Genomic DNA, 24908 nt, shown 5'->3' with positions numbered 1-24908 from the left:
CCGGGCCCCGGCAGCTCAGTCGGACGCGCCCCGGCGGCGGATCTTGTTGCCCAGCCACACCAGCGGGTCGTACTTCCGGTCGGCGGCACGCTCCTTGAGCGGGATCAGCGCGTTGTCGGTGATCCGGATGCCCTCGGGGCACACCTCGGTGCAGCACTTGGTGATGTTGCAGTAGCCGAGGCCGTGTTCGTCCTGCGCGGTGGACCTGCGGTCCAGGCCCCTGTCCTCGGCCGCGTCCAGCGGGTGCATGTCCAGCTCGGCGATCCGCATCAGGAAGCGGGGCCCGGCGAACGCCTCCTTGTTCTCCTCGTGGTCGCGGACCACGTGGCAGGTGTCCTGGCACAGGAAGCACTCGATGCACTTGCGGAACTCCTGCGAGCGCCCCACGTCCTCCTGTTGCATCCGGTACTCGCCGGGCCCGAGCCCCTCCGGCGGCACGAACGCGGGTACCTCGCGGGCCTTGGTGTAGTTGAAGCCGACGTCGGTGACCAGGTCCCGTACGACGGGGAAGGCGCGCAGCGGGGTGACCGTGACCGTCTCCGCGCGGTCGAAGACCGACATCCGGGTCATGCACAGCAGCCGGGGCCTGCCGTTGACCTCGGCGCTGCACGAACCGCACTTGCCCGCCTTGCAGTTCCACCGCACGGCCAGGTCGGGGGCCCGGGTGGCCTGGATGCGGTGCACGATGTCGAGGACGACCTCGCCTTCGTTGACCTCGACCCGGAAGTCCTCCAGGCCGCCGCCCTCCACGTCGCCGCGCCAGACCCGGAACCGGCCCTCGTAGCTGCCGGAGTCCGCCGCCTGCGTGCCCGTCTCCGCCGTCGTCATGCGAGTCCCAGCTCCTCGTCCGTCAGGTACTTCCTCAGCTCGTCCTTCTCGAACAGCTCCAGCAGGTCGGCGCGGATCGGCGGCATCTCGCGGCGCCGCAGCGCGATCCGGCCGGGCGTGGCGGCCGCCGCGTCCCCGTCGTCCGCCGTCCCCGGTGAACTCCGCAGCGTGCAGACGAGGTTGGCGCGGCGCCACTCGCGGACCATCTCCGGGTGGTCGTCGCGGGTGTGGCCGCCGCGCGACTCCGTACGGTTCAGCGCGGCGCGGGCCACGCACTCGCTGACCAGCAGCATGTTCCGCAGGTCGAGGGCCAGGTGCCAGCCCGGGTTGAACTGGCGGTGCCCCTCCACCCCGGCCCGCTCCGCGCGCTCGCGCAGCCCGGCCAGCACCGTGAGCGCACCGGCCATCTCCTCCTCGCGGCGGATGATGCCGACCAGGTCGTTCATCGTCCGCTGGAGCTCCTGGTGCAGCGTGTACGGGTTCTCCGCCTCAGGTCCCCCGGCCGCGTCCTCCGCCGCGCTGAACGGGTGCAGCGCCTCGGCGGCCGCCGCGGCCAGTTCCGCCTCGCCGACCGCCGGGCGCCCGTCCGCCGCGTACCCGGCGGCGTACTCGGCCGCGTGCAGGCCCGCGCGGCGGCCGAAGACCAGCAGGTCGGAGAGGGAGTTGCCGCCGAGCCGGTTGCTGCCGTGCATGCCGCCGGCGACCTCGCCCGCCGCGTACAGCCCGGGCACGCCGACGGCGGCCGCGGTGTCCGGGTCGACGTCGACGCCGCCCATCACGTAGTGGCAGGTCGGGCCGACCTCCATCGGCTCGGCGGTGATGTCGACGTCGGCGAGTTCCTTGAACTGGTGGTGCATGGACGGCAGCCGGCGGGCGATGACCTCGGCCGGCATCCGGCTGGAGACGTCCAGGTACACCCCGCCGTGCGGGGAGCCGCGGCCCGCCTTGACCTCGGCGTTGATGGCGCGGGCCACCTCGTCGCGGGGCAGCAGTTCGGGCGGCCTGCGGTGGTGGTCGGGGTCGTCGTACCAGCCGTCGCCCTCGGCCTCCGTCTCGGCGTACTTCTCGCGGAAGACCTCGGGGATGTAGTCGAACATGAAGCGTCTGCCGTCGGCGTTGCGCAGCACCCCGCCGTCGCCGCGCACCGATTCGGTGACCAGGATGCCCTTGACCGACGGCGGCCAGACCATGCCCGTGGGGTGGAACTGCACGAACTCCATGTTGACCAGCGAGGCGCCCGCGAGCAGCGCGAGCGCGTGCCCGTCGCCGGTGTACTCCCAGGAGTTGGACGTCACCTTGAACGACTTGCCGATGCCGCCCGTCGCCAGTACCACGGCGGGCGCCTCCAGCACGAAGAACCGGCCGGACTCGCGCTCGTAGCAGAACACCCCGGAGACCCGGCCCGCCTCGTCCTTGAGGACCCGGGTGACGGTGCACTCCTGGTAGACCTTCAGCCGGGCCTCGTGGTCCCCGCTCAGCCTGTGGTCCTCCTGCTGGAGGGCGACGGTCTTCTGCTGGAGGGTGCGGATCAGCTCCAGGCCGGTACGGTCGCCGACGTGCGCGAGGCGCGGGTACTCGTGGCCGCCGAAGTTGCGCTGCGAGATCCGGCCGTCGGCCGTGCGGTCGAACAGCGCGCCCCAGGTCTCCAGTTCCCACACCCGCTCGGGCGCCTCCCTGGCGTGCAGCTCGGCCATCCGCCAGTGGTTGAGGAACTTGCCGCCGCGCATGGTGTCCCGGAAGTGCACCTTCCAGTTGTCGCCGTCGTTGACGTTGCCCATGCTGGCGGCGATGCCGCCCTCGGCCATCACCGTGTGGGCCTTGCCGAACAGGGACTTGCAGATGACGGCGGTGCGCATACCCGCCTCGCGCGCCTCGATCGCGGCCCGCAGCCCGGCTCCCCCGGCACCGACGATCACGACGTCCCACTGCCGGCGTTCCACGTGCGTCATGTCTGGTGAATCCCTCTCGGACGGGACGGACGGTGCGGACGGTGCGGTGCGCGTCTCAGAACAGCCGGGGGTCGGTGAAGGTGCCCGTCGCCAGCAGGTAGACGTAGAAGTCCGCCAGCGCGACGCTGATCAGGGAGGCCCAGGCCAGCAGCATGTGGTGCTGGTTGAGCCGGCCCACCCAGCCCCACAGCCGGTAGCGCACCGGGTGCTGGGAGAAGTGCCGAAGGCGGCCGCCGACGATGTGCCGGCAGGAGTGGCAGGAGAGCGTGTACGCCCAGATCAGCACGATGTTGACGAGGAACACGACGGTCCCCAGGCCCATGTGCCCCCAGGCGTACTCCGCGTCCCGGAAGCCCAGCACGGTGTCCCAGGTCAGGACGAGGGCGACCAGCAGCGCCGCGTAGAAGAAGTACCGGTGCAGGTTCTGCAGGATCAGCGGGAAGCGGGTCTCGCCCGAGTAGCGCCGGTGCGGCTCGGCGACGGCGCAGGCCGGGGGCGAGGCCCAGAACCCGCGGTAGTACGCCTTGCGGTAGTAGTAGCAGGTCAGCCGGAAGCCCAGCGGGAAGACCAGGATGATCAGCGCGGGCGAGAGGCCCCACCACTCCCCGAACAGCGGCAGGTTGGGGCCGCCCTTCATCTCCGCGCAGTTCGCCGCGAAGCAGGGCGAGTAGAACGGGGAGACGTAGGGCGCCGCGTAGTAGTCCGCGTTCGCGAAGGCCCGCCAGGACGAGTAGACGACGAAGGCCAGCAGCCCGAGGGCGGTCAGCGCGGGGGAGAGCCACCAGCGGTCGCGGCGCAGGTGCGGCTCGGGGATCGCGGCCCGCGACCCGGAGCGTACGCCGCGTGCACGCGGTCCTGGGTCCGGTCTGGAGGACGGTGACGGGTCGGGGGAGGGCGGCGGTTGTCCGGTGTCGGTGGCCAACGGGAACTCTCCGTACGACGAGGGCGGTTCGGGCCTGGCGGGGTCGGGCGCCGGTCCGGTCAGGGCGCGCGCCGGTCCCGGGAGCCGAGGCCCTCGTCGTCGGCGTCGGCCCACAGGGCGTAGTCGTAGGGCTGGTCCGGGATGGCGACCATCTCGGGGGTGGGCGGCGCGGGGCGGTCCGGGTCCTCGGGGGACGCGGCGCGCAGCAGCGAGAGGGACTCCCGCAGGTGCTCGGTGTCGCTGCGCAGCCGCCGCACCTCCAGACCGCTGCCGACGCGCTGCTCCAGCCGGCAGACGCTGCGGGTCAGGTCGTCCAGCAGCCGTTGGGCGGCGGCCAGTTCGGCGGTCAGGGCCGTGTCCGGGGGTGCGTGCTGCGAGGGGGTGCGCGGGGTCGTGGGGCCGGTGGGGCTGGTGTGCGGTGACGTGTCGGGCGACATGGCGTGCCACCTCCGCGAGGGGTGCGGTCGGCTCGGGGCCCGGCCCGGCTCCGGTTGCGGGGCCGGCGCGTGCGGCCTGTGCGTGGCGAGAGTGTTGCGCGTCACACTCCGCTTGTGAAGGCCGCGGTACGCCATTACGCCCGCGCGACGTACCCCGGCTCGAACTCGCCTGCCCGCGACAGGGGTTCGCCGCGCCCCGGCACGGCTACGGTGACCTGATGAGCGAGCCCGCGAAGACCTGGCCGGCGGACGGCCCCGGCGTCCTGGTGCTCCCCTCCGGGCGGCTGGTGCGCGGGCGCGGGCTGCGCGCGCCCCAACCGCCCGGCCCGGAGCCGGAGTTCGGGGTGTACCTGCTGGGCGGCCCGCCTCCGGCGAAGCCCTGGGAGGCGCGGTGGCTGCGGTGGCCGGATTTCCGCCTGCCGGCCGACCGGGCCGAGGCGCGCGCCGTCCTCGGCGAGGTGTGGGAGCGGGCCGCCGCCGAACGCGTCGAACTCGCCTGCGCCGGCGGCCGCGGCCGCACCGGCACGGCCCTCGCCCTCCTCGCCGTACTGGACGGCGTCCCCGCGGGCGAGGCGGTCGCGTACGTGCGCCGCGGCTACGACCAGCGCGCGGTCGAGACCCCGTGGCAGAAGCGGTACGTACGGCGGTTCACGGTCTGAGGGGGCGTGCGGCTGGCCGGGGGCGCCCCGCTGGTGCGGAGCGCCCCCGGTCGTGGAGGCCGTGGCGGGAATCGAACCCGCGTAACCGGCTTTGCAGGCCGGCCCCTCAGCCACTCGGGCACACGGCCCCGGTGCGGTGCCGCGCCGTCTCCGGCTGCGGTCCGCACACCACGACTCTCGCCGCCGCGCGCCGCCCGGGCAAGGGGCCGCCGGTCCCTGTCGCGGGAGTGCAACACGCCGTTCACACGGGGGAGTTCACGCCCCCTCCGAGGTCCCCCGCAGGAAGTCCGCCACGAGGGGGACGAAGGTCTGCGGCGCGTCCACCCACGGGTAGTGCCCCACCTCCGGAAGGCGGACCACGCGCGCCTCGGGGAAGCACTCCGCGACGTACTCGCCGCCGCGCACCCCGGTGATCGCGTCCAGTGCGCCGGTGACGACCAGCACCGGCGCCTCGACGGCCGCCAGTCCGGCCACGATCGCGTCGCCCGCCGCCTCGTCGACGCCCTGCCAGAAGGCCGCGCGCGGAACGGGGTTGAGCTGCTCGCCCTCGGCCAGCGCGTGCTCCTGCTGCGGCCCCTCCCATCTGGCGTACGCCATGGGTGCCGCACGCAGCAGCAGGTCGCGGATCTCGTCCAGGTCGTCGGCGTGCTGGAGCAGCTGGACGGCGACGTAGGCGTCCTCCCACCAGTCCTCGTCGGCCGCCCGCGACTCGAAGATCTCGCGCGCGTCGTGCGGCAGCCGGCCCTGGAGCCTGGACCCGGGGTTGAGCAGCACCAGGGAGCTCAGCCGCTCCGGGTGCGCCGCCGCGTACGCCTGCGCCGTCGCGGCCGCCGCGTCGTGCGCGAGCAGCGCGAACCGGTCCAGGCCCAGGTGCGCGCGGAGCGCCTCGACGTCCTCGGCGAGCCGGGGGAAGGCGTACCCGGCGGGGTCGGCGGCGGTCGGCGAGGCGCCGGTGCCGCGCGCGTCGGGGACGACGAGCGGGACGCGGGCGTCGAGTCCGCCGAGCCCGCCGAGGTAGGCGGCGTCCCGCGCGGGCCCGCCCGCGAGGCAGACCACCGGTGCCCCGCCCGGGCCGGGGTCCCGGTGGCCCAGGACCCGGTAGGCGAGCTGTGCTCCGTCGTACGAGGTGAAGTGCGGCATGGCTCCAGCCTGCCCGAAAGGGCGCCGGTGCCGCCCGCGCCCGGCTCCTCCGGCACCCGCGCCCTAGGCCGGACGGCCGACCCGGCAACGGCCGAAAGACAGGCGCGCGCCCGGGTGTTGGGCCCGTACCTTGGCGCCCATGAGCGCTTTCGACGACGTGGGCGAGCCCGCGACGCGGCCCGCGCGGACGGCCGGTTCCGAGCCGGAGGCCCCGGCGACCGCGCCCGCCGGCTCCGTGCTCTCCCGCCCGTACCGGGCACTGACGCTCGGCATCGTCTCCGTCGTCCTGCTGATCGCCTTCGAGGCGACCGCGGTCGGCACCGCGATGCCGGTCGCGGTGAGCGAGCTGAACGGCGTGTCCGAGTACGCCTTCGCCTTCTCCGCCTACTTCACGACCTGCCTGCTCGGCATGGTCGGCTCGGGGATCTGGTGCGACCGGCGCGGGCCCGTCGTCCCGCTGGGCGTGGGCATCGCGGCCTTCGGCGCGGGGCTGGTGCTGTCCGGGACGGCGGCGGCCATGTGGGTCTTCGTCCTGGGCCGCGCGGTGCAGGGCGTCGGCGGGGGACTGGTGATCGTCGCGCTGTACGTCACCGTCAGCCGGGCCTACCCCGAGCGGCTGCGGCCGACGGTGCTGGCCGCCTTCGCCGCCTCCTGGGTGATCCCCTCCGTCGTGGGGCCGCTGGTCTCCGGCACGGTCACCGAACAGCTGGGCTGGCGCTGGGTGTTCCTCGGCATCCCGTTGCTCGTGCTCGGCCCGCTCGCGGCGATGCTGCCGCCGCTGACCCGCGCCGCCTCGGGCCCGCCCCCGCGCGCCCGCGACGTCCCGGGGCCCGGCGAGGAGGGGCGGCGTGCGGAGGAGCGGGGGCGGCTACGGACGGCGGTGGTGCTCGCGGTGGGCGCCGGGCTGCTCCAGTACGCGGGCCAGGAACTGCGCCCGCTCTCCCTCGTCCCCGCCGTGCTCGGCGCCGCGCTGCTCGTCCCGTCCGCGCTCCGGCTGCTGCCGCGCGGGACCTACCGGGCGGCGCGCGGGCTGCCGGCGGTGGTGCTGCTGCGCGGGCTGGCGGCGGGCTCGTTCATCGTCGCGGAGAGCTTCGTCCCGCTGATGCTGGTGACCCAGCGCGGGGTGCCGGTGACGCTGGCCGGGCTGACCCTGGCCGCGGGCGGCGTGACCTGGGCGCTCGGCTCCTGGACGCAGTCGCGCCCCCGGATGGAACCGCACCGGGTACGCCTGGTGCGGGGCGGAATGCTGCTGGTCACGGGCGGGATCGCGTACATCCCCGTGGTGCTGCTCCCGGCGGTACCGGTGTGGACGCTGGCCGTCGCGATGGCGCTGGCCTGCTTCGGGATGGGGCTGGTCATCTCCTCGGTGAGCGTGCTGCTGCTCCGGCTGTCCGAACCGGAGGAGACCGGCCGGAACTCGGCCGCGCTCCAGATGTCCGACAGCCTCTCGAACGTCGTCCTCCTCGCCGCGACGGGTGCCGTCTTCGCCGCCCTCGGCGGCGGCTCCGTCTCCGCGTCGTCCCACGTCAGCACGGCCCAGCCCACCTCCACCGACCGCCCCCTCGCCTTCCTCGCGGTCTACACCGTCTCCGCCGCGACAGCCGCCCTGGCCACGGCGGCGGCGGGGAGGCTGCGGGCGGAGTGAGGGGCCCGCGCGTGGTACCACTTTGGGGTCACCGGCGGTATCTTTCTGGTATGGCTATGAATCTGAGACTGCCGGAAGATGTTCAGGACTCCCTCAAGGAGCGGGCGGAGCTGGAGGGGCGCAGCATGCACGCGGTGGTGCTTCAGGCGGTCGAGCGGTATCTCGTCGAGGAGGCTGACCGGGAGACCGTCCGCAAGCTGGGTGCCAAGTACGCCACGCGCCATGCCGACCTGCTGCGCAGGCTGGGTGAGGGTGCGTGAAGTACCTGACGGTGCAGGAAGCGCTCGACCTTGCGCAGCTCGCGTGTTCCGAGCAGGAGGTCGCGGTGCGGGACCTGGGGCTCCTGGACTCCGCCATGGCGCGACCGCGGTCGCAGATGTTCGGCGTCGAGGCATATCCGGGCCTGTTCGAGAAGGCGGCGGCGCTGTTGCACTCGCTGACGTGCAACCACCCTCTGCTGGACGGGAACAAACGCACCGCCTGGATGTGCGCCGTCGTCTTCCTGGACTTCAACGGGGCGGACATGGTGGGCGTCGACCAGGACCGTGCGTTCGCCCTCGTGATGGACATCGCCGCGGGCAAGGTCGAGGAGACGTCCTCGATTGCCCGGGTCCTTCGTGATCTGCATGAGGAGCAGCCCGGGTCGGCGGCCCCCCGCCCCTGATCCAGAAGCCGCCGAGGCCCCCTGTCCCGCGATCCCAAATTCTGCTTATGGTTGCGGGCATGTTCGATTCCCGGCACATCAAGACGTTCCACACGGTGGTCCGCTGCGGTTCGTACACGGCGGCGGCGCGGGAGCTGGGGTACACGCAGCCGGCGATCACGCAGCAGATGAAGGGGCTCGAACGGGCCGTCGGGAGCCCGCTGTTCGTCCGGGCCGGGCGGCGGATGCGGCTGACCGAGGCCGGTGAGGCGCTGGCCCGGCACGCGGGCGTCATCCTCGACTCGATCGCGACGGCCGAGCGTCAGATGTCCGCGCTGACCGGGCTGCGCGAGGGCCGCGTACGGGTCTGCGCCTTCCCCAGCGCGGGCGCGACGCTGATGCCCGAGGCGCTGGCCGGGCTCGCGTCCGCGCACCCCGGGATACGGGTCGAGCTCCAGGAGCAGGAGCCGCCCGAGTCGCTGGAGCGCGTGGTGCGCGGCGAGTGCGACATCACGCTCGCCTTCACCTACCCGGGCCTGCGCGAACAGGTGCCCGAGGAACTGGTCGCCATCCCGCTGATGGAGGACCAGCTGACGGTGCTGATGCCGACGGGCCACCCGATGGCCGGGCGGCGCGCGGTGCGGCTGGAGGAGCTGTCGGGGGAGCGGTGGATCGCGGGCTGCCTGCGCTGCCGGGCCAACTTCCTGCACGAGTGCGCCGAACTGGGCTTCGCCCCGGACATCGCGTTCACCACGGACGACAACCTCGTCGTGCAGAGCCTCGTCGCCGAGGGGCTGGGGATCGCGATGATGCCGGGCCTGGTGCTCTCCTTCCTCACGCACAACAAGGTCACCGGCCGCGCGCTGGACCCGGCCTCGCGTCGGCAGGTGTCGGCGTACGTCCTCCGCGAGCACCTGGAGATCCCCGCGACGGCGCTGGTGCTGGAGGAGCTGCGCCGGGTGGCCGCCAACCGCGTCGGCTGCTGAGCGGCATCCATAAGCCGGCCCGAGCGGAGGGCCAACAAACCGTCGTTGGACGCCTGTTCGTGCCCCCGCGACGCTGCCGGACATGGCCCCTCCGCTTTCGGCAGCCGCCGCTCCCACGACCCGTACCGCCCGGCTCGACGCCCTGGTCGCCGACGTCCGCGAGGCCGTCGGCCGGGGACTGGCACCCGACGTCACCGCCTACCTCGTCGGCGAGAAGCTCGCCCCGCACCTCGGCGCCCGCGACCTGCTGACGCCCGCGCAGACCGAGGGCGACCCCGAGCGCTACCGCCAGCACCTGCTGCACGCGGAGGACGACGGCAGCTTCTCCGTCGTCGCGCTGGTCTGGTTGCCCGGGCAGGCCACCTCCGTGCACGACCACGTCTCCTGGTGCGTCACCGGCGTCCACCGGGGCGAGGAGCACGAGCGGCGCTACCGGCTGCTGCCCGCCGGCGCCGTCGGGGAGCGCGCGACGCTCGTGGCGACCGAGGACGTCACCAACCCGCAGGGCTCCGTCTGCGGCTTCGCGCCGCCCGGCGACATCCACCGGGTGTGGAACGGCTGCGGGGAGAAGGCCGTCTCGCTGCACCTCTACGGCGCCGACATCTCCCGCCTGGGCACCAGCGTCCGCCGCGTCTACGACCTTCCGGCCGACCGCTGATGGCGCTGCTGGGGACCCGGCCGTCCACGAAGCCGCACGGCCCGCGCGGAACCGGCGCCCCCGCCCCGCGCGGGCCCGGCGCGCTGCCCGGGCTGGCGCTCGCGGTGTCCGGGGTCGCGGTGGCGGCGGGCGTCCATCTGCTGCTGCCCGCCGTGCCGTTGCTGACGGCGGCGGTGCTGCTCGGCATCCTCGCCGCGCACCTGCCGGGCGCGCGCGGACTGGTGAACGGCGCCTGCCGTCCGGGGCTGTCGCTGGCGGGGAAGCGGCTGATGCGGGCCGGAATCGTGCTGCTCGGGCTGAAGCTGAGCGTCGGGGACGTGCTGGGGATCGGCTGGGCGACGGTGCTGATGGTGTGCGCCGTCGTCGCGGCGACGTTCGCCGGCACCGTGTGGCTGGGGCGCCGCCTCGGACTGCCCGGCGACCAGCCGCTGCTGATCGCCACCGGCTACTCGATCTGCGGCGCCTCCGCGATCGGCGCCGTCGCCGAGGTGCGCCGCGGCGGCGACCCGGCCGCCGACCGCGAGCTGGAGCGGGACACCGCGACCTCGGTCGCGCTCGTCACCCTGTGCGGCACCCTCGCGATCGCCGTGCTGCCGCTGCTCCAGCACCCGCTGGGCCTGGACGACGGCCAGTTCGGACGCTGGGTCGGCGCCGGGGTGCACGACGTCGGCCAGGTCGTGGCCACCGCGCAGACCGCGGGGGAGCACGCGCTCGGCCAGGCCGTGCTGGTGAAGCTGATGCGGGTCGCGCTGCTGGCCCCGCTCGTCGCCGCCGTCGCGCTGTCCGTACGGCGCAGGCGGGCGCACGCGGGCTCCGCCGCGTCCGCGCGGACGCGGCGGCCGCCGCTGGTGCCGCTGTTCGTCCTCGGCTTCCTCGCCATGGTGCTGCTGCGCACCACCGGGCTGCTGCCCGCCGCCGCCCTCGACGCGGCCGGAACCGCGCAGGAACTGCTGCTCGCCGCGGCCCTGTTCGGCCTCGGCAGCGCCGTGCACCTGCCGTCCCTGGCCCGCACCGGGGGCCGGGTCGCGCTGCTCGGGCTGTGCTCCTGGGTGGTGATCGCGGGCGTCGGCTACGCGGGCGTGCTGCTCACCACGTGACGCCCCGCGTCCGCCCCGGCCGCCCCGTGTGAGCTAGCTCGCACCCTGCCCGCGGTACGGGGCGGAGTCCGCCGAAGGGTCACCCGGCGCGGGTAGGCTGACGCGGTTGCTTCGACCGCTCGTGCGCGAGCCGCTCCCGCGACCCGTGCACGAGACGAGCCCGCGAGTCCGCCGTGCCCCGCGCACGGTACGCACGCGGAGCGCGACCCCGCGAACAGGTGCCGACCCCGACGGAGACCGTGAGTACCGCCACCACCTCCAACAATCACCTCTCGCCCGCCTTCCCCGGCCGGGCCCCCTGGGGCACGGCCAGCAAGCTGCGTGCCTGGCAGCAGGCGGCGATGGACTCGTACATCGAGGCGCAGCCGCGTGACTTCCTCGCGGTCGCGACCCCGGGCGCGGGCAAGACCACGTTCGCGCTGACGCTGGCGTCCTGGCTGCTGCACCACCACATCGTGCAGCAGGTCACGGTCGTCGCCCCGACCGAGCACCTGAAGAAGCAGTGGGCCGAGGCGGCGGCCCGGCTCGGCATCAAGCTGGACCCGGAGTACAGCGCGGGCCCGCTCGGCAAGGAGTACCACGGGGTGGTGCTGACCTACGCCGGTGTCGGCGTCCGCCCGATGCTGCACCGCAACCGCGTCGAGCAGCGCAAGACCCTGGTCATCCTGGACGAGATCCACCACGCGGGAGACAGCCGCTCCTGGGGCGAGGCGTGCCAGGAGGCGTTCGAACCGGCGACGCGGCGGCTCGCCCTCACGGGTACGCCGTTCCGCTCGGACACCAACCCGATCCCCTTCGTCGACTACGCGGAGGACGCCGAGGGCATCCGCCGCTCCGTCGCGGACTACACCTACGGCTACGGCAGCGCGCTCGACGACGGCGTCGTCCGCCCCGTGATCTTCCTGTCGTACAGCGGCAACATGCGCTGGCGCACCAAGGCGGGCGACGAGATCGAGGCGCGGCTCGGCGAGCCGATGACCAAGGACGCGATCTCGCAGGCGTGGCGCACGGCGCTCGACCCGCAGGGCGAGTGGATGCCGTCCGTGCTGCGCGCCGCCGACCAGCGGCTGACCGAGGTGCGCAAGGCCGTCCCCGACGCGGGCGGCCTGGTCATCGCCAGCGACCAGGACTCGGCGCGCTCCTACGCCAAGCTCATCCGCAAGATCACCGGGCAGGCGGCGACGGTCGTGCTCTCCGACGACACCGGCGCCTCGCAGCGGATCGAGGACTTCCGGCAGTCGCAGGACCGGTGGATGGTCGCCGTCCGGATGGTCTCCGAGGGCGTCGACGTCCCGCGCCTGGCCGTCGGGGTGTACGCGACGACGATCTCGACGCCGCTGTTCTTCGCGCAGGCCGTCGGCCGCTTCGTGCGGTCCAGGCGGCGCGGCGAGACGGCCTCGGTGTTCCTGCCGACGATCCCCTCGCTGCTGACCTTCGCCAACGAGATGGAGGTCGAGCGCGACCACGTCCTCGACAAGCCGAAGAAGGACAGCGAGGACGACCCGTACGCCGAGGAGGCCGACCTCCTCAAGGAGGCGGAGAAGGAGCAGGACGAAGACACCGGGGAGCAGGACCAACTCCCCTTCGAGGCGCTGGAGTCGGACGCGGTCTTCGACCGGGTGATGTACGACGGCGCCGAGTTCGGGATGCAGGCGCACCCGGGCAGCGAGGAGGAGCAGGACTACCTCGGCATCCCGGGGCTGCTGGAGCCGGACCAGGTGCAACTGCTGCTCCAGAAGCGGCAGGCGCGGCAGATCTCGCACAGCAGGAAGCGGCCGGACGAGGAGGCCGACCTGCTGGAGATGCCCGCCGAGCGGCGTCCCGTCGTCACGCACAAGGAACTGCTGGGCCTGCGCAAGCAGCTCAACACCCTCGTCGGCGCGTACGTGCACCAGAGCGGGAAGCCGCACGGCGTCATCCACAACGAGCTGCGGCGGGCCTGCGGCGGGCCGCCGAGCGCGGAGGCCACGGCCGGGCAGCTGGAGGCGCGGATCGAGAAGGTCCGCGAGTGGGCCACCCGCATGAAGTGATCCCGCCCCTCCCCGAACTCGCCGCCGTACGGGGCGAGTTGGGGAGCGTACGCGGGGCTCCGGGACAAAGCGGCAGGTGAGCGCGGGGGTGCCGGGGACGGCTGTCCGCCGCCTGCCCGGATAGTGGACAGGGCCTTCCGGAGGGCGGTGCCGGGTGCTTAAGTGTGCCGTCACATCCGCCCCGTGGCAGGAATGCCGCGGAGCGCAGCCGGTGCCACCGTGACCGGCGACTTCCGGCACCCCACGCCGGGGCGCCGCCATTTCGGATGGAGGTAGGGGCGTCGTGACCGCGGAGACCTCCCAGACGCTCGACCGGGGACTGCGCGTCCTGAAACTGCTCGCCGACACCGACCACGGCCTGACCGTGACGGAACTCGCGGGCAAGCTCGACGTGAACCGCACCGTCGTCTACCGGCTGCTCGCCACTCTGGAGCAGCACGCGCTGGTGCGCCGGGACGCCGGAGGCCGGGCCCGCGTCGGACTCGGGGTGCTGCGCCTGGGCAGACAGCTGCAGCCGCTCGTCCGCGAGGCGGCGCTGCCCGCGCTCCGCTCCCTCGCCGAGGAGGTCGGCGCCACGGCCCATCTCACCCTGGTCGACGGCAGCGAGGCACTGGCCGTCGCCGTCGTCGAACCGAGCTGGACGGATTACCACGTCGCCTACCGCACCGGCTTCCGGCACCCCCTGGACCGGGGCGCCGCCGGACGCGCCATCCTCGCGGCCCGCGCCCCCGGGCCGGGCGGGCCCGGGGTGCAACTGACGTACGGCGAGCTGGAGGCGGGCGCCAGCGGTGCGGCCGCGCCGCTGCTCGGGGTGACGGGCATCGAGGGCAGCGTCGGCGTCGTGATGCTCGCGGACTCGGTTCCGCCGCAGGTGGGGGAGCGGGTGGTCGGCGCGGCGCGGGAGGTGGCCGAAGCCCTTCGGTGACGGTCGTCTAGATTGCGGGGGTGACCTCTGCGCGCCAGTCCCCCGACAAGCCGACGTCCGCCCCGTCCTCCGCCACCGGTTTCCTCCGTGGCCTGGTCCACGACTCCCGCCGCCGCACGATCGCCCTCTGCTTCCTGCCGCTGGTGGCGCTGCTCGCGGTGGCCGCCTTCGCGCCGCTGCCGATGTCCCTCGCGCAGCCCGGCATCACCGCCGACGTGCTCGGCAGCAACCGGGGCAAGCCGGTGATCAGTGTCGAGGGCACGTCGGGGGAGCGGAGCGACCCGGCCGACGGGGGGCTGCTGATGACCACGATCGCGGCCACCCCGCCGGAGGCGACGGTCCGGCTGCCCGACGTGGTGCGCGGCTGGTTCCGTACCGACCGCGCGGTGATGCCGCGGGACGCGGTGTACCCGGTCGGAGGCAGCACCGAGGAGATCAAGAAGCACAACGCGGACGAGATGAAGCAGTCGCAGGACGACGCGGTGCGCGCCGCGCAGCGCGCGCTGCACACGTCCGATCTGGACGTGAGCCTGCGGCTGGCCGACGTCGGAGGCCCCAGCGCCGGGCTGCTGTTCACCCTCGGGATCATCAGCAAGGCCGGCGGCGAGGACCTCACCGGCGGCGAGACCGTCGCCGGTACCGGCACCATCGCGGAGGACGGCAAGGTCGGCCCGGTCGGCGGGGTGCCGCTGAAGACGAAGGCGGCGAAGCGGGACGGCGCGACGGCCTTCCTCGTCCCGCGGGCCGAGTGCTCCGACGCGCAGAGCAACCTGCCCGACGGGCTCCGGCTGATCCCGGTCAAGACGCTGGACGGCGCGCTGGACGCGCTCCGCGAGCTGAAGAAGGACGGCGACGTACCGAGCTGCTGATCCGCCGCCGTCCCTGGAGGTTCCGCTCAGTCCGCGCGGATCAGGCCCTTGTCGACGAGCCACTCCTCGGCGACCGTGTGCGGGTCCTCGCCGTCCACGTCGACCCTGGCGTTCAGCTTCTGCGCCTCCTCGTTGTTCAGCGCGCGGGTGACCGGAGCCAGCACCTCGGCGATCTCCGGGTGCTTGCGCAGGGTGGCCGCGTGGATCTCGGGGGCGGCGTCGTAGTTGGGGAAGAAGTGCCGGTCGTCCTCCAGGACATGGAGGTTCATCGCCTTGATCCGGCCGTCGGTGGTGAAGACCTCGCCGAAGGTACAGGGGGAGCCCTTCGCGGTCTGCGTGTAGACGAGGCCGCCGCTCATCCTGTGCAGGTTCGCGGGCCGCAGCTTCATGCCGTAGCGCTTCACCATGCCGTTGAGACCGTCGTCGCGGGAGGCGAACTCGTTCTCCACGCACACCGTCATCGCCTCCGGCTTCTTCCGGGAGAGCGCGGCGACGTCGGAGAGCGTCTCCAGGCCGTACTTCTTCCGCGCCTTCTGGTTCACGGCCAGCGCGTAGGTGTTGTTCAGGGTGGAGGGCTCCAGCCAGCTGATGCCCTCCTTCCGGTCCTCGGCACGTACGGCCTCGAACTGCTCGCGCCGGTCGGTGACCGGCTTCGCGTGCCCGAGGTAGGTGATCCAACTGGTGCCGGTGTACTCGTACATGGCGTCCGCGGCGCCGGACCTGACGGCCTCGCGGGCGCCGATCGAGCCCTGGATGCTGGTGCGGTCCACGACCTCGGCACCGGCGGCCCGGAACACCAGGCCCATGATCTGGCCGAGGATGATCTGCTCGGTGAACTCCTTGGAGGTGACGGTCAGTTGAGCGCCCTCCAGCGGACGGTTCGCCGCGCCGCCGGCGGCCGCGCTGCCGGGCCGTACCTCGTCGGTCATGGGGCTGCCGCTGACCAGCCCGCAGCCGCCGAGGACGAGCGCGAGCGCGCCCGCGGCGAGCGCGCGGACGGATGTGTGCTTCCGCATCAGGGCGATCCCTCCAGGCCGCGGGGGCGCAGCAGCAGTTCGGCGAGCGAGGCGAGCCAGTCGACGAGCAGGGCCAGCGCGACGGTCAGCACGGAGCCGAGGAAGAGGACCGGCATCCGCTGGCTGGTGATGCCGGCGGCGATCAGGTCGCCGAGCCCGCCGCCGCCGATGAACGTGGCGAGCGTCGCCGTGCCGACGTTCAGCACGAGCGCGTTGCGCACCCCGGCGAGGATCAGCGGGACGGCGAGCGGCAGTTCGACCTTGGTGAGCACCCCGAGCGGGGACATCCCGATGCCCTTGGCGGCCTCGACCAGCCCCGGCTCGATGGCCCGCAGCCCGGCGACGGTGTTGGCCAGCACGGGCAGCACCGCGTAGATCACCATGCCGGTGACGGCCGTGCCGGGGCCGACGCCGATCCAGAACACCAGCAGCACCAGCAGGCCCAGCGAGGGCACCGCCTGCCCGAGGTTGGCCACGGCCATCGCGAAGGGCGTGACCCCGCGCAGCCGCTTCCGGGTCAGCGCGATGCCCAGCGGGATCGCGATGACCAGCACGAAGAAGGTGGACAGCGCCGTCAGTTCGACGTGCTCCCACAGCCGCAGCGGCACATTGCCCGAGACGATCGCGTTCCGCGCGATCGAGTCCAGCTCGGCGTCGCGGAACCACAGCCAGGTGCCGAGCAGCGCCAGCGCGACGACGGACGGGACGAGGGTGAGCCGGGGCCAGGTCAGCCGGCCGAGCGGGCCCCGGGCGCCGCCCGTCTCCGGCTCGCGCTCGCCGGGGGCCTCCTCCGCGTACGGGTCGCGCGCGTCCAGGTCCGCGCGTTCCTGCGTCCGTTCGCTCACGCGGGGTCCTCCTGGGAGGAGGTGCCGCCGTGCTGCGCTTCGGCGAGGCGGTGCTGGTGCTCGGCGGCGTCCATCCGGTCCGCGTCGAGGAGTTCGTGCACCGAGTTCATCAGCGTCTCCATGTCGACGACGCCGGTGTACTCGCCGCGCCTGCCGGTGACGGCGACGCGTCCGGCGTTGTCGGTCAGCACCGCCTCCAGGGCGTCCCGGAGCGTCGCGTCCCGGGTGACGGTGTCGTGCACCAGGGCGCCGGCGCGGGCGAGCGAGCCCTTGGCGCGCATCACGTCGCCGCGGCGCAGCCACTTGTAGGGGCGCCGGTTCCGGTCGAGCAGCAGCACCTCGTTGGTGGAGCCGGAGCGCAGCGTCTCGAAGATCTCGGCCAGCGGCTGGTCGACGGAGGCGGTGGGGAAGTCGACGACGGCGACGTCCCGTACGCGGCTGAGGTTGAGCCGCTTCAGGGCCGCGCCCGCGCCGACGAAGCCGGAGACGAAGTCGTCGGCCGGGTTGGTGAGGATCGCCTCGGGGGTGTCGAACTGGGCGATGTGCGAGCGCTCGCGGAGGACGGCGATGCGGTCGCCGAGCTTGATCGCCTCGTCGAAGTCGTGCGTGACGAAGACGATGGTCTTGCGCAACTCCCGCTGGAGTCGGATCAGTTCGTCCTGGAGGTGGTCGCGGGTGATCGGGTCGACGGCGCCGAAGGGCTCGTCCATCAGCAGCACCGGAGGGTCGGCGGCGAGCGCGCGGGCCACGCCGACGCGCTGCTGCTGGCCGCCGGAGAGCTGGCGCGGGTAGCGGCCGGTGAACTCGGCCGGGTCGAGGCCGACGAGGTCGAGCATCTCGGCGACGCGTTCCTTCGTCCGCTGCTTGGACCATCCGGTCATCCTCGGCACCAGCGCGATGTTCTGGCCGACCGTCATGTGCGGGAACAGGCCCGAGGACTGGATCGCGTACCCGATCTTGCGGCGCAGCTTCACCGCGTCCATGTCGGTGACGTCCTCGTCGTCGATCCGGATGCGGCCCGAGGTGGGCTCGATCAGCCGGTTGATCATCTTCAGCGTGGTGGACTTGCCGCAGCCCGAGGGGCCGACGAAGACGACGGTCTCGCCCGCCTCGATCTCCATGGAGACGTCGTCCACGGCGGGTGCCGCGCTGCCGGGGTACCGCTTGGTCAGCCCCTCCAGCCGGATGGTGGCGCCGGTGGTCAGCGAACCGGCGGGCGTATGCGGAGAGTCGGGCTCGTGGCTCGGTGCGTCAGGCACGGATCCCCCTCGGGATGGTCAGGCGTCCGATGAGGACGTACAGGGCGTCGAAGAGCAGGGCGAGGACGACGATGCCGAGCGTCCCCGCGAGCACCTGGTTCAGCGCGTTGGCGCTGCCGAGCGAGGCGATGCCGCGGAAGATGAGGTTGCCGAGCCCGGGGCCCGAGGCGAAGGCGGCGATCGCCGCGATGCCCATCAGCATCTGCGTGGAGACCCGGATGCCGGTGAGGATCGGCGGCCAGGCGAGCGGCAGTTCGACCCGGAGCAGCCGCGCGGCCCTGGACATGCCGATGCCCCGCGCCGCGTCCACCAGCGCCGGATCGACGCCGCGGAGCCCGACGATCGCGTTCCGCACCACCGGCAGCAGCCCGTAGAGCGTCAGCGCGACCACCGTGGGCAGCACGCCGAGGCCGACGACGGGGATCAGCAGCCCGATCAGGGCGAGGGAGGGGACGGTCAGGATCGTCGCCGTGGTGGCGGTGGCGAGGCTGCCCGCCCATTCGCTGCGGTAGGTGAGCACGCCGAGCAGGACGCCGATGACGGTGGCCGCGGCCATGCATTGCAGGACCGCGCTCGCGTGCTGGAGCGAATCCGTCAGCAACTGGGCATGCCGGTCGCCGAGATATTCCCAGAAACTCAAGCGGCTCTCTCTTCTCGGATGTTCGGTGGTGGCGGACCCCGTCCCGGCCTCGGGTCACTCCGGCGCTTCGTCGTCCGGCTCGTGGAGCGGCCCGTGCGGCGGGGGTGCCACGGGGGGCGCCCCGGGGAAGGGGCCCTCGTCGGCCAGGCGCGCGGCCTGCCGGACGAGCGGGACGATCCGCAGCGGGACGGGGTTCTCCATGACGATCGCCGTGGAGGCGCGCATGATCCCCTCGAAGCCGACGACGCGGTCGATGACCCGCTGGAGGTCGGCGTTGGAGCGGGCGACGAGGCGGCACAGCATGTCGCCGTGGCCGGTGGTGGTGTGCAGCTCCAGGACCTCGGGCACCGTCGCCAGATGCGCCCGGACGTCCGGGCCCTGCCCCTGCCGGATCTCCAGGGTGGCGAAGGCGGTGACCGGATAGCCGATCGCCGCCGGGTCGACGTCCGGGCCGAAGCCGCGGATCACTCCGGTGGCTTTAAGCCGGTCCAGCCGGGCCTGGACGGTGCCGCGGGCGACCCCGAGCCTGCGGGACGCCTCCAGCACCCCGATCCGTGGGGCGTCCGCGAGGAGTTCGAGTAGTCGTGCATCGAGCCGATCAATACCCAAGGGTTGCCCTCCAGTAACCAACTTTGTGCGCAGCTTGTACAGATCGCTCGGCCCATTCCAGGGTCTGCTGTGCAAGGTGTCCAGTGGATGCGCAAAGTATTGCGCACCTTGTGGAAGCGGGGGAGCCTGCGACTATGACTGAGACCACGCACGAGACCCCCGGTACCGCACGGCAGGCAGACCCCTTCCCGGTCAAGGGGATGGACGCGGTCGTCTTCGCCGTCGGCAACGCCAAGCAGGCCGCCCACTACTACTCCACGGCGTTCGGCATGAAGCTCGTCGCCTACTCGGGGCCGGAGAACGGCAGCCGGGAGACGGCCAGTTACGTCCTCGAATCCGGCTCCGCCCGGTTCGTCCTCACCTCCGTCATCAAACCCGCCACCGACTGGGGCCGGTTCCTCGCCGAGCACGTCGCCGAGCACGGCGACGGCGTCGTCGACCTCGCCATCGAGGTCCCGGACGCCCGCGCCGCCTACGAGTACGCCGTCGAGCACGGCGCCACCGGCGTCGCCGAGCCGTACGAGCTGAAGGACGAGCACGGCACCGTCGTCCTCGCCGCCATCGGCACCTACGGGGCCGTCCGGCACACGCTCGTCGAGCGCACCGGCTACGACGGGCCCTACCTGCCCGGCTTCACCGCGGCGAAGCCGATCGTCGCGCCGCCGGCCCGCCGCACCTTCCAGGCCATCGACCACTGCGTCGGCAACGTCGAACTCGGCAAGATGAACGAGTGGGTGGCCTTCTACAACAAGGTGATGGGCTTCACCAACATGAAGGAGTTCGTCGGTGACGACATCGCCACCGAGTACAGCGCGCTGATGTCGAAGGTCGTCGCGGACGGCACCAAGAAGGTCAAGTTCCCCATCAACGAGCCCGCGATCGCGAAGAAGAAGTCGCAGATCGACGAGTACCTGGAGTTCTACAACGGCCCCGGCGTCCAGCACATGGCGCTCGCCACCAACGACATCGTCGAGACGGTACGGACCATGCGCGCCGCCGGCGTGCAGTTCCTCGACGTGCCCGACTCGTACTACGACACCCTCGGCGAGTGGGTCGGCGACACCCGGGTGCCGATCGACACCCTGCGCGAGCTGAAGATCCTCGCCGACCGGGACGAGGACGGCTACCTGCTGCAGATCTTCACCAAGCCGGTCCAGGACCGGCCGACGGTGTTCTTCGAGATGATCGAGCGGCACGGCTCCATGGGCTTCGGCAAGGGCAACTTCAAGGCCCTCTTCGAGGCGATCGAGCGCGAGCAGGACAAGCGCGGCAACCTCTGATCCGTCACGGTCAACGCCCGTGCCCACCGCGGGCGTTGACCGTGATCTTCCGCAAGCCCCGAGCCGGTGCGAGGGTGTGGGCATGAGCGAGCTGATCGAGGCGCTGCGCGAAGAACTGCCCGCCGACGCCGTCCTCACCGACCCCGACGTCACCCGGTCCTACGCCCACGACATGGCCAGCTTCTGCGAGGCCGGAACCCCCGCCGCGGTCGTCCTCCCCCGTACCGTCGACCAGGTGCGGCACGTGATGCGCACCGCGACGGCGCTCCGCGTCCCCGTCGTCCCGCAGGGCGCCCGCACCGGCCTCTCCGGCGCGGCCAACGCCGGCGAGGGCTGCGTCGTCCTCTCCCTCGTCCGCATGGACCGCATCCTGGAGATCGACCCCGTCAACCGCACCGCGGTCGTCGAGCCCGGGGTCGTCAACGCCGTCCTCTCCCGCGCCGTGAACGAGTACGGGCTCTCCTACCCGCCGGACCCCTCCAGCTGGGAGGAGTGCACCATCGGCGGCAACATCGGCACCGGCTCCGGCGGCCTGTGCTGCGTCAAGTACGGCGTCACCGCCGAGTACGTGCTCGGGCTCGACGTGGTGCTCCCCGACGGGCGCCTGATGTCCACCGGGCGCAGCACCGCCAAGGGCGTCGCCGGGTACGACCTGACCCGGCTGTTCGTCGGCGCCGAGGGCAGCCTCGGCATCGTCGTCCGCGCGGTGCTCGCGCTCAAGCCCGTACCGCCGCAACAGCTCGCGCTGGCCGCCGAGTTCCCCTCCACCGACGCCGCCTGCGAGGCGGTCTGCCGGATCATGGAGAGCGGCCACGTGCCCTCGCTGCTCGAACTCATGGACAACACCACCCTCCGCGCCGTCAACGACCTGACGAAGATGGGCCTCCCGGACACCACCGAGGCCCTGCTGCTCGCCGCCTTCGACACCGCGGACCCGGCGGCCGACCTGGCCGCGGTCGGCGCACTGTGCGCGGCGGCGGGCGCGAGCGAGGTGGTACCGGCCGAGGGGCACGCGGAGTCCGAACTGCTGCTCCAGGCGCGGCGCAGCGCGCTCGTCGCCCTGGAGGCGGTGACGGGGACGACGATGATCGACGACGTCTGCGTCCCGCGCTCGAAGCTCGCCGACCTGCTCAAGGGGACGGCCGCCATCGCCGAGAAGCACGGCCTGACCATCGGCGTCTGCGCGCACGCGGGGGACGGCAACACCCACCCCACCGTCTGCTTCGACCCGACGGACGAGGAGGAGTCGCGGCACGCCCGCGAGTCCTTCGACGAGATCATGGCGCTCGGCCTCGAACTGGGCGGCACCATCACGGGGGAGCACGGCGTCGGCATTCTGAAGAAGGAGTGGCTCGCCCGCGAACTCGGCCCGGTGAACGTGGAGATGCAGCGCGGCATCAAGCAGGTCTTCGACCCGCTGGGCCTGCTGAACCCGGGCAAGCTCTTCTGACGGCGGCGCGCTCGCGTCCGTCCGCGGGCGCGGGCCCCCGCCGGTCCGGGCTCAGGCGCGGCTCCGGCGGGCGCGGTCCGGGGGACGTTCCCCGTCGGAGCCCGCGACGGCGAGATCGCTGACGACGTGCTCGGCGGGAACCCCGGCCTTCTCCAGCAGCCGGACCAGCTCCCGCTGCAACTCCGGGGTGTACAGGGCGCGTTCGGCGGGCGTCATCTCGACGTCGACCTGCTGGTTGCGCTGCGCGAAGGCCCGCCCCAGGCCACCCATGATCTTCAGGAACAGGGTGAAGGTGTCGGGGTCGAGCCGCTCCGCCAGATCGGCGAGATGCATCCCGACGCTCAGCCGGACGCCGTCCCCGTCCCGGATCAACTCGTCCTCCGCGCCGGGCTGTTCCCCGACCGGCAGCGGTCCTTCGGGGGACCCGGCGGACAGGGGTCCCCCGGAGGCCGGGTCCGTCCCGGGCTCCCACGCGCGCTCGCGCATCACGTCACCCTCTTCAACGGCCGTACCGGCGGACCCCGTTGTCCGCTGCGGGTGCTGGTCGTGTGGCATGGCTGAAATGGTGGCGGATTTTCGTCTCTCTCGCCCGGGAATCCATGGATTCTTCATCGATACGAGTGGCTCGTCCCGTGATCTTCCTGTGTGCCGGTGCCGTGCCGCGTCCGGGGCGGCGGCCCCGCGTGCGCGGTGCGGCACCTCAGCCCTGCGTCTCGCCGGTCTCGTCGGACGGCCACGGGTCCCGCAGGTAGAGGTCGTCGCTCGGGGTGGGCGTGAGCAGCTTGCCCAACGCCTCGTCGATTCCCAGCCGTTCGTGCTCCGTGCCGGGGGCCACGATCCGCAGCGTGCGCTCCAGCCAGGCCGAGACCGCGCCGGCCGGCGCCTCCAGCAGGGCGTCGCCGTCGGGGGAGGAGAGCGCCACGCAGATGATGCTGCGCGAGCCGGACTTCGTCGGCCACACCCGCACGTCCCCCTGGCCGCAGGGCCGGAAGACCCCCTCGACGAGCAACTCCCGCGCGAACGTCCAGTGGACGGGCGCCTCGGAGCCGACGTGGAAGGCGATGTGGACGGCGTAGGGGTCCTCGGGGCGGTAGGTGAGCCGGGCCGGCACGGGGATGCTGCGCTCCGGCGAGAGCACCAGCTGGATCTCCAGCTCACGTTCGATGACGGTGTGCATGTGCTGCGCTCCTTCACGGACTTCCGTTCCGCCAACGGCGGCGTACACAGGGGGAGAGCGCGTTGTCGGCACTTCCTTACACACCTTTCGGCAGATTTCTTTTCGCGTTGAAGTACGCGTGCGTGCGACAGAGGCGGGCAAGCTGTCGCCGCCGTCTGGTAGATGTGGACCCTTGCGCCACACGGTGGTGTTCCGACCCCGCCGCGCTGCCGCTGCCCCCACGCACCTCATACCGATACAAACGCCGACACCACGGTCGAACAGATACGGGACCCGGACATCATGAGCGCGCCATCCTCAGGATCCGCCAGCGGAAGCCCCACTGCCGGTTACTATCCGGACCCTTCCATTCCCGGATACATCCGCTACTGGAACGGTTCGGCCTGGGTGCCCGGTACGAGCCGGCCCGAGCCCCGTGAGGGCGAGGAGCTGCCCCCGCCGCCCTCGGCCGCCGCTTCGGCCGCGGCGCCCCCGGCCCCCACCGCCGCCGAACCGGCCCCCGCCGAGGAGACAGGTCCCGTCTTCCTCGACGAGGTCGCGGGCCAGGCGGCGGGACAGGGCGCGTCCGTACCGCAGCAGTCCACCGGCGCTCCCGCGGGCCAGGCGCCGGCGCAGCCCGACGGTTCGGCACCGGCCTGGCAGGCCGACGCCAACCGCCAGGCGGGCCTGCCGGGCCAGGGCGGCAACCGCGTCTCCTGGGGCCAGGACGGCCGGCCCGAGGGCCAGGGCGCCCCGGCCGAGGAGGCGCAGCAGGGCGGCCGCGCGGCCCGGGACGGCACGTTCCAGATGCGCGCGGTGAGCCCCGCGGCGCTCAAGGGCGAGGCGGAGGGCGGCCGTTCGGAGGGTGGCGCCTCCGCCGTGCCCGACCACACCGTCGGCCTCCGCCGCACCGACCTGCCGCCCCGGCAGTCCGGCCCCCCGGCGGCCCCGCAGAACTTCCAGGACCCGCAGCCGCTCCCCAACTCGGGGCAGGCGCCGCAGCAGCCGCAGCCCGGCGCCCCCGGTGTGCCGGGCCAGGCCCAGCCCGCGCCGGGGCTTCCCGGGCAGCAGGGGCCGGGGCAGCCGGGCCTGCCGGCTCAGCACCAGCCGGGCCCCGGTCACCCCGGGCCGCAGCAGGGCGTGCCGGAGCAGTCGCCCGGCTGGGCCCAGCAGGTGCACGACCTGGCGCAGGGCCCGGGGGCAGGCGGCTTCCCGGGCGGGCAGGGCGGTCCCGGTCCGGAGGGCGCGGTTCCGTGGCGTCCGCCGGTCTCCGACCCGTTCCTGGAGGCGGCGAGCAGGCAGGAACGTCCCGCCGGGCTCGGCAAGCGCTTCGCGGCCCGGCTGGTGGACGCGGTGATCACCTCGGCCGTCGCCGGCGCCGTCGCCTTCCCGCTCGTCACGGCCGGGATGGAGCACATCGAGCAGAAGATGCGCGCCGTCGAGCTGTCCGGCGAGACCGAGCAGGTCTGGCTGATCGACGGCACGACGGGCGGCTACCTCGCCGTCGTCCTCGGCGTCCTGCTCGTCTTCGGCCTGCTCTACGAGGTGCTGCCGACGGCCCGTTGGGGCCGCACGCTCGGCAAGAAGCTCTTCGGGCTGCGGGTGCTGAGCGTCGAGGCGCAGGACAAGCCGGAGTTCGTCCCGGCGCTGCTGCGCTGGCTGGTGTACGGCGGGCTCTCGCTCGTCGTCGTCGGCGTGGTGAACGCCGCCTGGTGCCTCTTCGACCGGCCGTGGCGCCAGTGCTGGCACGACAAGGTGGCCAAGACCTTCGTGGCCACCGACAGCGGCGGCCCGTCCCCGGGCGGCCTCGGCCTCTGACGTCCGGCAGCGCCCCGTCCGCCCCGCCCGTGGGCCGGACGGGGCAG

25 protein-coding genes and 1 tRNA gene are annotated in these 24908 nt (G+C 73.1%); 13 read left to right on the top strand and 13 right to left on the bottom strand.

The features are described from left to right. Window positions 1–15: 15 nt before the first annotated feature. From HCC30_RS04760 to HCC30_RS04745, 4 genes are all read right to left on the bottom strand, one after another. Window positions 16–828: a succinate dehydrogenase/fumarate reductase iron-sulfur subunit gene (locus tag HCC30_RS04760; protein WP_169440726.1), complete on the bottom strand. Its 813-nt coding sequence runs from the start codon at window positions 826–828 to the stop codon at window positions 16–18. Next, the gene (locus HCC30_RS04755; protein WP_169440725.1) at window positions 825–2777 is read right to left on the bottom strand and encodes a fumarate reductase/succinate dehydrogenase flavoprotein subunit; all 1953 of its coding nucleotides are present in this window, start codon (window positions 2775–2777) and stop codon (window positions 825–827) included. The genes HCC30_RS04760 and HCC30_RS04755 overlap by 4 nt, the downstream gene beginning before the upstream one ends. Before the next feature lie 55 nt (window positions 2778–2832). Continuing rightward, window positions 2833–3591, bottom strand: coding sequence for a hypothetical protein (locus HCC30_RS04750; protein WP_346776519.1), 759 nt, complete (start codon window positions 3589–3591; stop codon window positions 2833–2835). A 167-nt stretch (window positions 3592–3758) separates the two neighbouring features. After that, complete coding sequence (locus tag HCC30_RS04745) at window positions 3759–4049, bottom strand: hypothetical protein (protein ID WP_169441393.1); 291 nt, start codon at window positions 4047–4049, stop codon at window positions 3759–3761. Between the two features lie 305 nt (window positions 4050–4354). Between HCC30_RS04745 and HCC30_RS04740 the strand changes: the two genes are divergently transcribed. Beyond that, window positions 4355–4795, top strand: coding sequence for a protein phosphatase (locus HCC30_RS04740; RefSeq protein ID WP_169440723.1), 441 nt, complete (start codon window positions 4355–4357; stop codon window positions 4793–4795). 53 nt (window positions 4796–4848) lie between these two features. On the opposite strand, the gene HCC30_RS04735 is transcribed toward HCC30_RS04740, so the two are convergent. Continuing rightward, a tRNA-Cys gene (locus tag HCC30_RS04735) sits at window positions 4849–4923 on the bottom strand. A gap of 127 nt (window positions 4924–5050) precedes the next feature. Continuing rightward, window positions 5051–5935 (bottom strand): alpha/beta hydrolase, encoded by an 885-nt coding sequence (locus HCC30_RS04730; RefSeq protein WP_169440722.1) that lies wholly within the window; start codon window positions 5933–5935, stop codon window positions 5051–5053. Window positions 5936–6074: 139 nt separating this feature from the next. On the opposite strand from HCC30_RS04730, the gene HCC30_RS04725 reads away from it, so the two are divergent. The 9 genes from HCC30_RS04725 to HCC30_RS04685 all read left to right on the top strand — a co-directional run bounded on the left by HCC30_RS04725 (window position 6075) and on the right by HCC30_RS04685 (window position 14788). Then, complete coding sequence (locus HCC30_RS04725) at window positions 6075–7580, top strand: MFS transporter (protein WP_169440721.1); 1506 nt, start codon at window positions 6075–6077, stop codon at window positions 7578–7580. Between the two features lie 56 nt (window positions 7581–7636). Next, window positions 7637–7840 carry an Arc family DNA-binding protein gene (locus tag HCC30_RS04720; RefSeq protein WP_169441392.1) on the top strand — a complete coding sequence of 68 codons (204 nt, stop codon included), beginning with the start codon at window positions 7637–7639 and terminating at the stop codon, window positions 7838–7840. Then, window positions 7837–8244 carry a type II toxin-antitoxin system death-on-curing family toxin gene (locus HCC30_RS04715; protein WP_169440720.1) on the top strand — a complete coding sequence of 136 codons (408 nt, stop codon included), beginning with the start codon at window positions 7837–7839 and terminating at the stop codon, window positions 8242–8244. Before HCC30_RS04720 ends, HCC30_RS04715 begins: the two co-directional genes overlap by 4 nt. A gap of 59 nt (window positions 8245–8303) precedes the next feature. Further along, window positions 8304–9209: a LysR family transcriptional regulator gene (locus tag HCC30_RS04710; protein ID WP_169440719.1), complete on the top strand. Its 906-nt coding sequence runs from the start codon at window positions 8304–8306 to the stop codon at window positions 9207–9209. Between the two features lie 82 nt (window positions 9210–9291). Continuing rightward, window positions 9292–9867 carry a cysteine dioxygenase family protein gene (locus HCC30_RS04705; protein WP_169440718.1) on the top strand — a complete coding sequence of 192 codons (576 nt, stop codon included), beginning with the start codon at window positions 9292–9294 and terminating at the stop codon, window positions 9865–9867. Beyond that, the gene (locus tag HCC30_RS04700) at window positions 9867–10964 is read left to right on the top strand and encodes a putative sulfate exporter family transporter (protein ID WP_169440717.1); all 1098 of its coding nucleotides are present in this window, start codon (window positions 9867–9869) and stop codon (window positions 10962–10964) included. Before HCC30_RS04705 ends, HCC30_RS04700 begins: the two co-directional genes overlap by 1 nt. Window positions 10965–11203: 239 nt before the next feature. Then, complete coding sequence (locus tag HCC30_RS04695) at window positions 11204–12994, top strand: DEAD/DEAH box helicase (protein ID WP_169440716.1); 1791 nt, start codon at window positions 11204–11206, stop codon at window positions 12992–12994. Between the two features lie 283 nt (window positions 12995–13277). Further along, the gene (locus HCC30_RS04690) at window positions 13278–13919 is read left to right on the top strand and encodes a helix-turn-helix domain-containing protein (RefSeq protein WP_169440715.1); all 642 of its coding nucleotides are present in this window, start codon (window positions 13278–13280) and stop codon (window positions 13917–13919) included. A gap of 92 nt (window positions 13920–14011) precedes the next feature. Further along, window positions 14012–14788: a S16 family serine protease gene (locus tag HCC30_RS04685; protein WP_240979352.1), complete on the top strand. Its 777-nt coding sequence runs from the start codon at window positions 14012–14014 to the stop codon at window positions 14786–14788. A 26-nt stretch (window positions 14789–14814) separates the two neighbouring features. On the opposite strand, the gene HCC30_RS04680 is transcribed toward HCC30_RS04685, so the two are convergent. From HCC30_RS04680 to HCC30_RS04660, 5 genes are read right to left on the bottom strand one after another with little or no spacing between them, the layout of a single operon-like run. Then, the gene (locus HCC30_RS04680; RefSeq protein ID WP_169440714.1) at window positions 14815–15804 is read right to left on the bottom strand and encodes a glycine betaine ABC transporter substrate-binding protein; all 990 of its coding nucleotides are present in this window, start codon (window positions 15802–15804) and stop codon (window positions 14815–14817) included. Then, window positions 15804–16649, bottom strand: a complete 846-nt coding sequence (locus HCC30_RS04675) for an ABC transporter permease (protein WP_169440713.1) — start codon at window positions 16647–16649, stop codon at window positions 15804–15806. Before HCC30_RS04675 ends, HCC30_RS04680 begins: the two co-directional genes overlap by 1 nt. Then, a complete protein-coding gene (locus HCC30_RS04670) occupies window positions 16646–17908 on the bottom strand; it encodes a betaine/proline/choline family ABC transporter ATP-binding protein (RefSeq protein WP_169440712.1) in 1263 nt (420 codons plus the stop codon). The genes HCC30_RS04675 and HCC30_RS04670 overlap by 4 nt, the downstream gene beginning before the upstream one ends. Further along, a complete protein-coding gene (locus HCC30_RS04665; protein WP_169440711.1) occupies window positions 17901–18548 on the bottom strand; it encodes an ABC transporter permease in 648 nt (215 codons plus the stop codon). The genes HCC30_RS04670 and HCC30_RS04665 overlap by 8 nt, the downstream gene beginning before the upstream one ends. Before the next feature lie 54 nt (window positions 18549–18602). Then, the gene (locus HCC30_RS04660) at window positions 18603–19157 is read right to left on the bottom strand and encodes an Lrp/AsnC family transcriptional regulator (RefSeq protein WP_169440710.1); all 555 of its coding nucleotides are present in this window, start codon (window positions 19155–19157) and stop codon (window positions 18603–18605) included. 134 nt (window positions 19158–19291) lie between these two features. On the opposite strand from HCC30_RS04660, the gene hppD reads away from it, so the two are divergent. Together hppD and HCC30_RS04650 are read left to right on the top strand one after the other, a co-directional pair. Next, window positions 19292–20437 (top strand): 4-hydroxyphenylpyruvate dioxygenase, encoded by a 1146-nt coding sequence (hppD, locus tag HCC30_RS04655; RefSeq protein WP_169440709.1) that lies wholly within the window; start codon window positions 19292–19294, stop codon window positions 20435–20437. Between the two features lie 82 nt (window positions 20438–20519). Then, window positions 20520–21887, top strand: coding sequence for an FAD-linked oxidase C-terminal domain-containing protein (locus tag HCC30_RS04650; RefSeq protein WP_169440708.1), 1368 nt, complete (start codon window positions 20520–20522; stop codon window positions 21885–21887). Window positions 21888–21938: 51 nt separating this feature from the next. On the opposite strand, the gene HCC30_RS04645 is transcribed toward HCC30_RS04650, so the two are convergent. Together HCC30_RS04645 and HCC30_RS04640 are read right to left on the bottom strand one after the other, a co-directional pair. After that, on the bottom strand, window positions 21939–22442 hold the full coding sequence (locus HCC30_RS04645; RefSeq protein WP_169440707.1) for a hypothetical protein: 504 nt from the start codon (window positions 22440–22442) through the stop codon (window positions 21939–21941). A gap of 145 nt (window positions 22443–22587) precedes the next feature. After that, the gene (locus HCC30_RS04640; RefSeq protein ID WP_169440706.1) at window positions 22588–23064 is read right to left on the bottom strand and encodes an SsgA family sporulation/cell division regulator; all 477 of its coding nucleotides are present in this window, start codon (window positions 23062–23064) and stop codon (window positions 22588–22590) included. Between the two features lie 282 nt (window positions 23065–23346). On the opposite strand from HCC30_RS04640, the gene HCC30_RS04635 reads away from it, so the two are divergent. Continuing rightward, window positions 23347–24861 (top strand): RDD family protein, encoded by a 1515-nt coding sequence (locus tag HCC30_RS04635; protein ID WP_169440705.1) that lies wholly within the window; start codon window positions 23347–23349, stop codon window positions 24859–24861. Window positions 24862–24908: the final 47 nt, after the last annotated feature.

This window comes from Streptomyces sp. HNM0574, from assembly GCF_012726235.1.
Classification (GTDB): domain Bacteria; phylum Actinomycetota; class Actinomycetes; order Streptomycetales; family Streptomycetaceae; genus Streptomyces.
This window is presented reverse-complemented; position numbering and strand designations above follow the sequence as displayed.